The sequence below is a fragment of the Streptomyces sp. ME02-8801-2C genome (assembly GCF_033793965.1).
Classification (GTDB): domain Bacteria; phylum Actinomycetota; class Actinomycetes; order Streptomycetales; family Streptomycetaceae; genus Streptomyces.
Genome location: NZ_JARAXP010000005.1, coordinates 321,160 through 332,947, shown reverse-complemented (window position 1 = coordinate 332,947; position 11,788 = coordinate 321,160). Strand labels below are relative to the sequence as shown.

At 67.0% G+C, this 11,788-nt stretch carries 14 protein-coding genes; 9 read left to right on the top strand and 5 right to left on the bottom strand.

Features of this window, described 5'->3' with window-relative positions; translation table 11 throughout:
• Positions 1-604: hypothetical protein (locus PV396_RS18735; protein WP_319205913.1), on the top strand; the 604-nt coding region annotated here is incomplete at its 5' end.
• Between the two features lie 217 nt (positions 605-821).
• Entirely contained in the window at positions 822-2,597 is a 1,776-nt protein-coding gene (locus PV396_RS18730) for a lysyl oxidase family protein (protein WP_319205912.1), read from the top strand.
• Positions 2,598-2,744: 147 nt separating this feature from the next.
• On the opposite strand, the gene PV396_RS18725 is transcribed toward PV396_RS18730, so the two are convergent.
• Positions 2,745-3,611, bottom strand: coding sequence for a calcium-binding protein (locus tag PV396_RS18725; RefSeq protein WP_319205911.1), 867 nt, complete (start codon positions 3,609-3,611; stop codon positions 2,745-2,747).
• Between the two features lie 343 nt (positions 3,612-3,954).
• Between PV396_RS18725 and PV396_RS18720 the strand changes: the two genes are divergently transcribed.
• From PV396_RS18720 to PV396_RS18705, 4 genes are all read left to right on the top strand, one after another.
• The gene (locus tag PV396_RS18720; protein ID WP_319205910.1) at positions 3,955-5,517 is read left to right on the top strand and encodes a carbohydrate-binding protein; all 1,563 of its coding nucleotides are present in this window, start codon (positions 3,955-3,957) and stop codon (positions 5,515-5,517) included.
• Between the two features lie 200 nt (positions 5,518-5,717).
• The gene (locus PV396_RS18715) at positions 5,718-7,136 is read left to right on the top strand and encodes an ATP-binding protein (RefSeq protein WP_319205909.1); all 1,419 of its coding nucleotides are present in this window, start codon (positions 5,718-5,720) and stop codon (positions 7,134-7,136) included.
• A 377-nt stretch (positions 7,137-7,513) separates the two neighbouring features.
• Positions 7,514-7,798 (top strand): CopG family transcriptional regulator, encoded by a 285-nt coding sequence (locus PV396_RS18710; RefSeq protein ID WP_319205908.1) that lies wholly within the window; start codon positions 7,514-7,516, stop codon positions 7,796-7,798.
• On the top strand, positions 7,795-8,238 hold the full coding sequence (locus PV396_RS18705; protein ID WP_319205907.1) for a PIN domain-containing protein: 444 nt from the start codon (positions 7,795-7,797) through the stop codon (positions 8,236-8,238). Before PV396_RS18710 ends, PV396_RS18705 begins: the two co-directional genes overlap by 4 nt.
• Before the next feature lie 58 nt (positions 8,239-8,296).
• Here PV396_RS18705 and PV396_RS18700 read toward each other — a convergent pair whose 3' ends face one another.
• Positions 8,297-8,662: a hypothetical protein gene (locus PV396_RS18700; RefSeq protein WP_319205906.1), complete on the bottom strand. Its 366-nt coding sequence runs from the start codon at positions 8,660-8,662 to the stop codon at positions 8,297-8,299.
• A 496-nt stretch (positions 8,663-9,158) separates the two neighbouring features.
• Here PV396_RS18700 and PV396_RS18695 point away from each other — a divergent pair, with 496 nt between their 5' ends.
• From PV396_RS18695 to PV396_RS18685, 3 genes are all read left to right on the top strand, one after another.
• A complete protein-coding gene (locus PV396_RS18695; protein ID WP_319205905.1) occupies positions 9,159-9,296 on the top strand; it encodes a hypothetical protein in 138 nt (45 codons plus the stop codon).
• An 85-nt stretch (positions 9,297-9,381) separates the two neighbouring features.
• Positions 9,382-9,897, top strand: coding sequence for an ATP-binding protein (locus tag PV396_RS18690; protein WP_319205904.1), 516 nt, complete (start codon positions 9,382-9,384; stop codon positions 9,895-9,897).
• On the top strand, positions 9,894-10,091 hold the full coding sequence (locus PV396_RS18685) for a hypothetical protein (RefSeq protein WP_319205903.1): 198 nt from the start codon (positions 9,894-9,896) through the stop codon (positions 10,089-10,091). The genes PV396_RS18690 and PV396_RS18685 overlap by 4 nt, the downstream gene beginning before the upstream one ends.
• 135 nt (positions 10,092-10,226) lie before the next feature.
• On the opposite strand, the gene PV396_RS18680 is transcribed toward PV396_RS18685, so the two are convergent.
• The 3 genes from PV396_RS18680 to PV396_RS18670 all read right to left on the bottom strand — a co-directional run bounded on the left by PV396_RS18680 (position 10,227) and on the right by PV396_RS18670 (position 11,787).
• Positions 10,227-10,613, bottom strand: coding sequence for a hypothetical protein (locus PV396_RS18680; protein WP_319205902.1), 387 nt, complete (start codon positions 10,611-10,613; stop codon positions 10,227-10,229).
• A 123-nt stretch (positions 10,614-10,736) separates the two neighbouring features.
• A complete protein-coding gene (locus PV396_RS18675; protein ID WP_319205901.1) occupies positions 10,737-11,342 on the bottom strand; it encodes a response regulator transcription factor in 606 nt (201 codons plus the stop codon).
• 229 nt (positions 11,343-11,571) lie between these two features.
• Positions 11,572-11,787 (bottom strand): hypothetical protein, encoded by a 216-nt coding sequence (locus tag PV396_RS18670; protein ID WP_319205900.1) that lies wholly within the window; start codon positions 11,785-11,787, stop codon positions 11,572-11,574.
• Position 11,788 lies beyond the last annotated feature (1 nt).

Below are 11,788 nucleotides of genomic sequence, written 5' to 3'. Positions count from 1 at the left end.
TCCGGTCACTGAGCCTCCGGTGGAGGTGCCGCCGGTTGAGGAACCTCCGGTGGAGCAACCTCCGGTCACTGAGCCTCCGGTGGAGGTGCCGCCGGTTGAGGAACCTCCGGTGGAGCAACCTCCGGTCACTGAGCCTCCGGTGGAGGTGCCGCCGGTTGAAGAGCCCCCGGTCAGTGAGGCGCCGCCCGTTGAGGCGCCCCCCGCTGAGGAGCCGCCGGTCGCTGAGCCGCCGGTCACACCGGAGGTTTCGGCACCGACCCCTGACCCGGAGCCGACCCCGGCACCCGCCCCGGCCCCGGTCACAGACCCGGAGCCAGTCGGGACACCGATGCCGGACCCGGACCCGGAGCCGGTCACACCAACTCCCGTAGAGCCCAACCCTGTTGACGAGCCGCCGGTAGTCGTCGAGCCGCCTGCTGTCGATGAACCCCCTGTCGACGAGCCCCCTGCTGTCGATGAACCCCCTGCCGTCGACGAACCCCCTGTCGATGAGCCGCCCGCTGTCGACGAGCCTCCTGTCGACGAACCGCCTGCCGTCGACGAACCCCCTGTCGACGAACCCCCTGTCGACGAACCCCCCGTTCCTGACCCCGGCGGCTGCTGAACCCGGCGGTTGCTGAACCCGCAGCCAAGCGCTGCGGACCGCTTTCGGTTGAATTTCTGCTCGCTGAGCAACCCCGGCAGCAATTCGCCTGTCTCACAGGTTGCTCACAGACATGGCTTGGACGCGTGGGGTGCGTTCGTTCGTAGGTCGGCCGGTCGTGGGCTGTGTCCAGTCCGGTGCCACTTGACCATGGCGCCGGCAGACAGACGAGGAACCGATGACCACTCAGCAGCACAGCAGAGCCAGCATCAGGAACCAGATCGAACGCAACGGCAGCCGCCTGAAGCATTCCGCACTCGCCGCGGGGGCCGCACTGGCCGTCGTGGTGTCGGTGGCCGGAGCGGCGCCGGGGGCGGGGGCGGCTTCGGGCGCCGCGCCCACGAAGCCCAAACTCCGGCTCGTGGCCGCGACGGACACCGTCACGACCCAACGCTGGGAAGGGGAACCCGGCGTCTACGTGGACCTCGGCACGTACATCACCGTGGACGACGTACCGCTCGAGTTCAAGGTGACCCGGAAGTCGTACAACGATCCGGTGGTCGCCGAGCAGATCACCCGCAAGAACGGCAAGGCGGAGGCGAAGAAGCTGCCCGCCGGAATGGTGAAGGACTTCGCGGGCCTGCCCGGGTTCCTCGAGGTGTCGTTCAAGAACGCGGCAGGGCAGGAGGTCGCGAAGAACAGCGGCACGTTCTGCCCGAACAACGCCTCGGGACGTATCCGCCCGGACGGCCCGGCGACCTCGCACTTCCCGGAGAGCTGCTCCGGCAACCCGTTCACGCTGGGCGGGATCTGGGGCATCGAGAAGGGCTGGGCGGCCAACGTCAGCTCGATCGACTACAGCAAGCCGGTCGATCTGCCGGTGGGCGAGTACACGGCGAAGGTGTCGGTCGGGAAGAAGTACCGCGACCTGTTCGGCATCCCCAATGACCAGCCGACGATCAAGGTGACGGTGCTGCCGCCGAGCGACGAGGGTGAAGGGGGCGGAGAAGGTGGAGGCGGCGTCGGCCTGACCGCGCGATCCTCCGCCCACCACGGCGGAAGCCATGGAGCCCATGCCGGTCATGGAGCCCATGCAGGTCATGGGGCCCTGCAGTCCGCCCCGCCCGCGTCGTCGCACCACTACGGTCCGCGTGGCGCGGACATGCCCACCCTGCCGGCCTTCCCCAACGCGCTCGTCGACCGGGGTATGGCACACCACCTGGGTGACGGCCCGGGCCACACCGACGGTTCGCGTGTCGCGCCCGCGCTGAAGGCCGCCGCCCAGCGGCCCACGGGCAGGGCGGGCGTACCGGCCAACGTGCCCAAGCCGGACCTGCGTTCACTGCCGGCGTGGGACATCGCCGTCACGGACGGCGAGGACGGGGACGTAGCCGGCAAGGACTACCTGGCGTTCAGCGCGAACGTCTGGAACGCGGGCCCGGCCCCGCTGGTCGTCGACGGTTTCCGTCGGCTGGGCAAGGACCTGATGGACGCCTACCAGTACTTCTACGACGCGAACGGCAAGCAGGTCGGCTACACCCCGACCGGCACCATGGAGTGGGACCCGCGGATCGGCCACGAGCACTGGCACTTCACCGACTTCGCGAGCTACCGCCTCCTGAGCGCCGACCAGACGAAGGAAGTGCGCAGCGGCAAGGAGGCGTTCTGCCTGGCCAACACCGACGCGATCGACTACACGGTGAAGAACGCCAACTGGCACCCCTACAACACCGACCTGTCGACCGCGTGCGGTGAGAAGAGCGCGCTGTCGGTCCGCGAGGTCCTGGACGTCGGCTCCGGCGACACGTACACCCAGTACCGTCCCGGCCAGTCGTTCGACATCACGGGGCTGCCGAACGGCACGTACTACATCCAGGTCATCGCCAACCCGGAGAAGCGCCTCCAGGAGTCCAACCTCAACAACAACGTCGCCCTGCGCAAGGTCATCCTCGGCGGCACGGACGGCGCCCGGACGGTGAAGGTACCGCCGCACGGCCTGATCGACGTGCAGTAGACGCCGACCGACCGCAGACCGGCACACCAGAGGCCCCGGAGAAAGAAGTTCCGGGGCCTCTCGCCGTACTGGGAGTGCTGGGAGTGCTGAAGGCTGCGGTCGTCAGCCCTGTGCTCGTCGGTCCTGTGGTCGTCGATCCTGCGGTCGTCAGTCCTGGCGTACGACGTTCCTGCCGGGGCCGCCCGAGAGGACGTCCCTGCCCGGGCCGCCGTACAGCTTGTCGTCGCCGCTGTTGCCCCACATCTGGTCGATGCCGCTGTTGCCCCACAGGACATCGTTGCCCTTGCCGCCGTACATGACGTCGTCGCCGGTTCCGCCGTAGAGGGTGTCGTTGCCGTCCTCGCCGCTCAGGCTCTGGCCACCGGCACCGCCGCGCAGGACGTCGTTGCCCTTCCCGCCCTCGGCGATGTCGCCGGTGGTGGTGATGGTGTCGTTGCCGTCACCGTCGCGGACGAACGACGCCGGGCCGGCGCTGATGGTGTCGTCGCCCGCCCCGCCCTCGACGTAGTTGGCGTCGACGCTGCCCCGGTCGGTCAGCATGTCCTTGCCCGCGCCCAGGAAGATCGAGTTGGAGTAGTAGGCCTGGTCGGTCCTGTTGGTGAAGTCGACCACGTCGTTGCCGTCGCCGAGGTCCATCCGCAGGACGGCGTACGGGCTCTGGCTGTCCACGGTGACGACGGTGCACCGGACGTTGGTGTGGTCGGCGGGGTTGGGATACGCGCACCCGCGCCCGACGCTGATCGGTACGACGTCGTCGACCGCGAAGGTGATGTCCGTGTCGTTGGCGTACGACTCGGTGACGGTCAGCTTGTTGCTCTGACCAGGAGCCGCCGTGTAACTCAACTCCCGGTCGTTGAAGGAGACTTCGGCCTTGGCGGACGCCGTCGCGGCACCCGCCGTACCGGCCAGCACGAGCGGGACGGCCGCCAGTCCGGTCGCGGTGACCAGCGTCAGCGCCAGAAACGACGCGGGCGCGACACGGGACGTCCGTCGGCCGCCGGGGGCAGAGGGCATGTGGGTAACCTCCGGATTCACATGGGGACTTGGGGCGTTTACGGATTTCTGTGACGCCATGTGAGACGGCCGAGGCACGCCATGGGTTGTGTCGGCCCGCCCGGGCGGACGGTCAGACGTTCGACCCAGCGACATTCAAGAGGTGGAACTACTCCCCACCTGATGACTGAAAAACCCCTCAACCCCCCTCAACGGCCCTCCAATCGTCCATCCATATGAACAACGATCAAGTACACGACTATTGACGTGTCCAGGACTACCCCCCTAACTTCCGAGAGAAAGCGCTTTCCAATCCGGTCCGGCCCAACAGCTGTTCCTCCCGTCCTGGAGATGGAGAACCACGATGCAACTGAGACCAGTCATGGCGTGCGTCAGCCTGCTGGCAGGCACACTCGTCGCGCTGTCCGGAACCACGGCACAGGCCGCGACGACGCGCTACGAGGCCGAGACCTCACCGTCGGTCTGCACCGGCACCATCGACTCCGACTGGACCGGCTACTCCGGCAGCGGATTCTGCAACGGCACCAACTCGGCTGGCTCGTATGCCCAGTTCACCGTATCCGCACCCGCATCGGGCACGGCGACACTGAGCGTCCGCTTCGCCAACGGCACCACCACCGTCCGGCCGGTGAGCGTCATCGTGAACGGTACGACGGTCACGACGGCGTCGTTCGAGAGCACCAGCACCTGGACGGCGTGGACGACGAAGACCCTGACGGTCCCGGTGGTCGCGGGCAGCAACACCATCCGCCTCAACCCGACGGCCGCGGCGGGTCTCCCCAACATCGACTACCTCGACGCGAACGTCCCGGACGGCGGTACCACGCCCCCGCCGAGCGCGTCGGCCCTGTATGTGTCCCCGTCCGGCACGGACAGCGCGGCGGGCACGTCATCGGCGCCCACCACGCTCACCTCGGCGATCAGCCGCATCACCGCGGGCGGCACGATCTACGTCCGCGGAGGCACGTACAACTACGCCTCGACGGTGACGATCCCGGTAGGCAAGAACGGCACGACGTCCGCACGCACGACGCTCGCCGCCTACCCGGGCGAGACCCCGGTCCTCAACTTCTCGGCGCAGACGGAGAGTTCGTCCAACCGGGGCCTGCAACTCAACGCCAACTACTGGCACATCAAGGGCCTGATCGTCGAACGGGCCGGTGACAACGGCATCTACGTCGGCGGCAGCAACAACATCGTCGAGCGTACGGTGACCCGCTTCAACCGTGACACGGGCCTCCAGCTCGGTCGCATCGCCTCGACCACCCCGGCCGCCGACTGGCCGGCGAACAACCTGATCCTGAGCGCCGAGTCCCACGACAACGCCGACTCGGACGGCGAGGACGCGGACGGTTTCGCGGCCAAGCTCACCACCGGCGCCGGCAACGTCTTCCGCTACGCGGTCTCGCACAACAACATCGACGACGGCTGGGACCTCTACACCAAGACCGACACGGGCCCCATCGGCCCGGTGACGGTCGAGGACTCCCTCGCCTACAACAACGGCACGCTCACCGACGGCTCCCAGGCCGGCAACGGCGACCGCAACGGCTACAAGCTCGGCGGCGACGACATCGCCGTCAATCACATCGTGCGGCGCAGCATCGCCTACAAGAACGGCAAGCACGGTTTCACGTGGAACAGCAACCCCGGCACGATGTCGGTGTCGGACAACGTGAGCATCGACAACGCCGAACGCAACTTCAGCTTCGACGGCGGTACGTCGGTCTTCCGCTCGAACACGTCATGCCGAAGCGGCAGCGGCTCGAACGACCGGATCATCGGCAACGCCGACACGACGAACCAGTTCTGGTCAGGCACAAACGGCTCCCGCTGCTCGTCGTACACGGGCGGACTGCACTGGTCGTTCGCTTCGGACGGGCGGTTGGTGGTGACGTTCGGCTGAGGGGTGAGTGTGTGACGTACGGGGGATAGGGCGTTGCCCGGACAGCTCCAGGGACAGCTCCAGGTCACTGACCTGGGGCTGTCTGCCATTTACCTCACCCTCCCCGTCCCCCTTTCGAGCTAACATCGATGTTACTAACATCAATGTTTGTAACATCGATGTTAGTTAGTCTGGGCGATGGGACGGCGAAGGGCAATGGCGTGGGTGATTTCGTAGGCAGGGTGCGCGAGCTCGATACGTTGAACCGGGAGCTCGGCAAGGTCTCGGCCGGTGTCGGTGGGGAGCGGCCCGGGCGGTGCCTGATGCTGCGGGGGCGCCGAAGGGTGGGGAAGTCACGGCTGGTCGAACGGTTCGCTGAGAGGTCCGGCGCTCCCTTCCTGTTCTACGCGGCCACGGGGGCATCACCGCAGGCCGATCTCCAGCGGCTCGGCCGCGACGCTTCGGCGTCGAACCTTCCGTCGGCCGGCCTGCTGGCCTCGGCCCGTCCGGCGAGTTGGGACGACGCCTTCGACGTGCTCGCGGCAGCGCTGCCCACCGACCGGGCGAGCGTTGTGGTGATGGACGAAGTGCCGTACCTGATGGACGCGGAGGGGGCGTTCGAGGGCACGTTGCAGAGAGCCTGGGACCGAGTGCTGGAGGTCAGGCCGGTTCTGCTCATCCTCATCGGCTCCGACCTCTCCATGATGGAGGCCCTGAACAACTACGGCCGCCCCTTCCACCAGCGCGGACGGGAAATGGTGCTCGGTCCCCTGAATCCGGCTGAAGTGGGCGGGATGCTGGGCCTCGGCCCGGCCGAGGCGTTCGACGCGGCGTTGATCACCGGCGGGCTCCCGCTGATCTGCGCGGAGTGGCCGCACGGCGCCGGGGTGTGGGACTTCCTGTCGGCGGCGCTGAACGATCCGGTGTCCGCACTGCTCGTCTCGGCGGAACGGTCGCTCGCCGCCGAGTTCCCACAGCAGACGCAGGCGAGTGCGGTGCTGGCGGCGATCGGAAGCGGGGAACGGACCTTCTCCAACATCGCCCGGGCGGCCGGCGGCATCGGATCGACCCCGCTCCAGCGCTCGCTGGGGGCTCTCACGGAAAAGAGGGTGGTCGCGACCGAACTCCCCGTGTCTCAGGGGCCTTCGAAAGACCGGCGCTACCGGGTCGCCGACCCCTACCTCCGCTTCTGGCTGCGATTCCTCGGGCCCGCGATGGAAGAGATCGAACGGGGCAGGGGGGATCTGACACTGAGCCGCATCCGCGAGAACTGGACCAGCTGGCGCGGTCGCGCCGTCGAACCCCTCGTACGCGAGGCCCTGGCCCGCCTGCTGCCTGACACACACCTGCCCGCGGCTCCCGCGATCGGCGCCTACTGGACCCGTACCAACGACGTGGAGATCGACGTCGTCGGCGCCGACCGCGCCCCCATCGCCAAGGAGCTGCTGTTCGTCGGCTCGGTGAAGTGGCTGGAGAACGCCCCCTTCGACCGCCACGACCTGTCGGCCCTCCTGCGTCACCGCGCCCTGCTCACACCCGACACGATCCCCGTGATCGCGATCTCGCGCAGCGGAACCGACTGCACGGGCCTCGACGCGGAGTACGGCCCGGCGGACCTTCTGGCGGCGTGGCCTTCCTGAGCGGGCATCGTGGAATCGGGTCGATTCGATATGAACTGGGCTGAGCCGCAACACGGCGAGCTTGGGAACTTGCGGTACCGCTCATTAGCGCTCGAGCTCAACGGCTCGATCCAACCGAGCCGCAAGACGACCAACCATCCGCTCGGCGGCGAGCCGGTCGTTCGCGTGCACGTGACAGCGCCAATGGATGGTCTCGACCATGACGGACCCCCCCACAGACTGGCAGGAGCGTCGATCGGAGCTCGCGCAGTGGCCAAAATGCAGCCCTCGAAACGCGGTGAGAATGCCAGACTGCCCACGGCTGCGGCTCGCGCCCTCGGCGGAACACCATCCAACGAGGACATACACCACCCTGGTACATGGACTACGTTAGGTACATGTCCATGAAGCGCACGAACGTCTACGCCGACCCCGAAGACCTGGCGATCATCAAAGAGGCCGCCAAGCGCCGAGGGATAAGCGAGGCCGAGATCATTCGCCAGGGGATCCACCTCGCGGCCATGGCGAACCGCGTCTGGGACGAGCCTCTGTTCTCGCGCACCTTCGACGGCTCGGGCCGTACGCTGTCCAAGGCCGAGGTCCGCGACACGATCGCCGACGCGGTCCGCAGGGAGACACAGACGAGGCTGGACGCCGATCCGGGCCCGGGAAGTGTTACGTGATCATCGTCATCGCCGACACATCCGGCCTGCTGGCCGCGCTTGACGCGACGCACCCCGAGCACGCGGCGGCGAACGAGGCGATCCTGGCCGCGGGACTCCTAGTCATGTCTCCACTTCTCCTGGCCGAGCTCGATCACGTAGCCACACGCGAACTCGGGCGCGCAGCCGCCCTGAGTGCGGTCGACGACATCCGACGCTGGATGAGCCGAGGCCGCGTAGTCCTGCCGGAGATCACAGAGGCCCACTTGGGCGCGGCTCAGTCTGTCCGCGCAAGATACGGTGCGCTGGACCTGGACCTGGCCGACGCGGTGAACGTGGCACTCGCCAACGACTACGACACCGACGCGATTCTCACCCTGGACCGGCGCGACTTCCGCGCCGTACGACCGCTGGGCCGCCACAAGGCATTCCGAGTGCTGCCCGACGACCTTCTGCTCTGAGCGGGCAGGGGTGGATCGCGGTGGACGGTCAGCTCATGGAACGCGGGCTCGTGGTGGTTCAGTCGCCCGAGTGCCCCCAGAAGTAGATCTCTTGCGGCTTGCCCTCGTCGTCGTGCAGCACCGCGCATCGTCCGAACCAGCGTTGCCTGGGGAACACGTCGAAGTCCTTGACGTGCGATCGGGTCAGTTTCTCCACCCCCAGCAATTCGAGGGACTCCTCGGCCGTCACTGCTTCCACGGTGCTGTAGTCCGGGGTGTCATCCGGTCCGATCACATGGAAGACGTCGAGGATCGAGTGGGTACCGGCCTCATGGACCAACTCGACCTCCCACAGCTCTTCCAGAGTCCGCGGCCGAGGCTCCCGCTCGGCCTCCGGACGCCAGTCGCCACCGTTGACCCAGTAGTAGTCCCCGGCTTCGAACACCTCAGGAGGGACAGGCCACCCGATACGTGTGTGCGCAGGTCCAGCAGCCCTCTAACCCGCAGCAGACAGGACACCAGATACGGCTTGTGCCTGTGCACGTCCCACAGCGATGGCCCTTCGATCACAACGGCCTCGGCGGAAGAACTGTATTCGGAGGCCGGACAGGGGAGAAGGTCACCCGACAGCCCCAGGTGGCACGACGTCCGGGACTGTCGTCGTCCTCGTCGTGATCGTCATCGTCTGTCAGGTCGGAATCGTCCCAGGAGGGTACGTGCAGGCGCGCGCCCTGGCTCTCCGCGATGCGGTGCACATTGGTAAGGGCCTCGGTCAACTGGCCGGCCAGCCACTGGAGTTCGCCCGGGGGCCAGATGCGACCATCCAGTACGACCCGGGCTTCCTTGATCAATCGCCTGCCAGGCCGAGTTGCACCGCCTCCTTGTTGTCTGCGAGGCGTGAGATGTACCCGCTGGAGCTCCCTGCAGCCAGATAGCACGGCTTGCCCCCTGAGCCGGCCCAAGGCAGCCGTCAATTCTTCAAGGGCACGCCGAACATCAAGGGTCTGGACAAACTCCGCTACGTCGTCAAGCAGACCTTCGCCCTGTTCCACCAGTTCAAGCGCCTCGCCGTCCGCTGAGAAGGCCGAACCGAACGCCGCGACGCCTCGGCTCAGTTGGCCTGCGCCCTGGTGTGCTGGGGAGACGCCTCAAGAAACACCGATCATGACCGTGTTACGAGCTCTACGGTTCGGGCGGGCGCAGGGCAAGTTGACTGGAGGTAGGCCGTCGTACACCGACACCCCTGAGGTCCAGATGATCGTGTCAGCGCAGCCACGCCCCACGGGGCATCCGGGATACTCCGAGACCCTTCCCTGCCTGGAGGAGAGTGCCGAGGTCGCCCGCAAACTCGTCAGAACGGCGCTGGCCGCATGGCACTTGCATGAGTTGGCCGACACCGGGACGCTCCTCGTCTCCGAGCTGGTGGCCAACGCCGTGAAGCATACGAACAGCCGTCTGATCCGGGTCGTCATCTCCCGCCCGAGCGAGCGGAACGTACGGATCGGCGTGGTCGACAAGTCCCGCACCATGCCGGAGATCACGAAGTCCAACGGCGAAGAACTGTTGCTGGGGGGACGAGGGCTGGTCCTGATGGACGCGGTGACCGAGCGTTGGGGCACCGATCTCTACCGCTGGGGCAAGCAGGTCTGGGGCGAACTGCGATGTGAGGAGGCAGTGTGAAGAACGGCAGGGTGTGGGTCGGGGACGAGGTGTACGACCATGAGGCGGGGCAACGCGTCATCGTCACCGACGTGCGGGGCGGGATGTATCTGCTGCGCCCTCTCCATGGCGGAGGGCAGGAGTGGACGGCGGAAGGCGACAACTGCTTGGAGGTCAAGGTGTCGCGGGTGGAGGGCCCGGATAGTCCCTCATAAGCGCGCCCCTCGCAGGGGATTGTGCTGGTCGGCGGCTCGGCTGTCGGTGGCACTGTAAGGGCTCTACTCCACTATTGAGCAAGGTCGGGCCGGGCCTCGCCGTCGCGAAACCCGGCCCGATCGACTAACCGGTTGCTACTGCGGCTCAAGGTTCTGCTTCTGCTTCACGGTGGACGTGTTGGGTGAACCCTTGATCGTGAAATTTGCCGCCTTGTACGTGGTTTCGTCCTCGCAGGTCACCGTCGCCTTGCCTGTTGCGGTGCCGCCCGTGGGAATCTTCTTGAAGGTGACCGAGTACGAGTTGCTGTTTCCGGCGAGTGAGTTGTCGACCTTCGTTTCGGTCCCCGCCTTAATCTTCACGTCGGTGGGGGAAGAGTCGCTATCGCAGTCCTCGACTGTCCCAGTGAGCGTAACTTTTCCGATTGGGGCGAGCGCGTCCGCCTGACTGGCTGCCGCGAGCGAGGCCCCCGCCGTCAGAGGCAGCAGCGTAGCGACGGTGAGGATTGCGAGACGATTGCGCATGATCTCTCCCAGCTGATCCCTGTTTTACGTCAGTGGTCTCCTCAACGGTCTTGGATCAGTCGGTGGAGGTCAAGGGTAACGATTACCCACTGCCAACGGGGTAGAACTACCCACAGCTGGCTTCTAATCCAGGCAGGTGAGGCCGTTTTCGACGGCGATTCGGGTCAGGTCGGGGCGGCGTCGAGAGCCTGTTTTCTCGCCGATTCGGTCAAGGTGAGACTGCACAGTGTGTTTGCTGATTCCCAAGGCATCGGCGATTTCATTGTCTGTCGCGCCATTCGCGAGGAGGCCCAGGATTTCCTGTTCCCGGTCCGTGAAACGGAGGGAGCGGCCCACCAGTTGGCTGGCCGGCGCGGACACATAGCCGTGGCCGGAGCCCACCGTCCGGATCGCCGTCAGTACTTCGATCGCCTCCGCCTGTCGGCTCACGTAGCCGCTCGCGCCCGCCTGGATCACCTGGACCGCGTCGACCTGCGGTGAGGACGACACGACCAGGACGGCGTGGCCCTTTCTCCGTAGCTTTGTCACCGTCGCCGCGAGTTTCGGGGCGGACTGCTGGAGGTCCATCAGGACGACCTCCGCGCCGCGCAGGCCGCCGTCCGCGCTCTCGATCGACGGTACGGCCGCGACCAGGTGCAGGTCGGGAGCGGTGCCGATGAGTTGCGAGATGCCGTGCCGGAAGACGGGGCAGTCTCCGACCACCGCGATGCGTACGAGTTCGGTGGTCACAGGTGACGCCCGGGGAGCCGCACTCGTGGCGTGCGCAGCGGCTGGCGATGCGCGCCCGGGGCGGGCGTGACCGTGGCCGGCAACTGGCCCGAACCGCACATGGACGTCTCCGATCTTGCCGATCTCGCGCGTGCTCTCGGCCGACGGACACGCCTTGTTCCTCAGCCTCGGTCGGGCGGCGAGCTCCAGCGCGCCGGACTAGCCCGTCCGAGGTGGGGAGGAGCGAGGGCTACGGCTTCTTGGCGTCCCTCTTCTTGCTGCGCGCCCTTCCTCGGTAGATCACCCAGAAGCTGGCCAGCAGCATCACCGCACCGCCGATCGGCCAGCCGATGGAGCCGCCGTCGCGATAGCGATCGATGCCGAACGCGAGCAGGACGGCGGCCGGGATCGGTCCTACCCGGTCGAGGGCTCTGTCCAGTCGGTCAAGAAGCGCGGACTCGTTCACG

Bases quoted from the DNA above. Each gene is read 5' to 3' on its own strand.
- PV396_RS18725 (WP_319205911.1), bottom strand. From the start codon at position 3,611: ATGCCCTCTGCCCCCGGCGGCCGACGGACGTCCCGTGTCGCGCCCGCG.
- PV396_RS18680 (WP_319205902.1), bottom strand. From the start codon at position 10,613: ATGCGCAATCGTCTCGCAATCCTCACCGTCGCTACGCTGCTGCCTCTG.
- PV396_RS18710 (WP_319205908.1), top strand. From the start codon at position 7,514: ATGTCCATGAAGCGCACGAACGTCTACGCCGACCCCGAAGACCTGGCG.
- PV396_RS18730 (WP_319205912.1), top strand. From the start codon at position 822: ATGACCACTCAGCAGCACAGCAGAGCCAGCATCAGGAACCAGATCGAA.
- PV396_RS18720 (WP_319205910.1), top strand. From the start codon at position 3,955: ATGCAACTGAGACCAGTCATGGCGTGCGTCAGCCTGCTGGCAGGCACA.
- PV396_RS18690 (WP_319205904.1), top strand. From the start codon at position 9,382: ATGACCGTGTTACGAGCTCTACGGTTCGGGCGGGCGCAGGGCAAGTTG.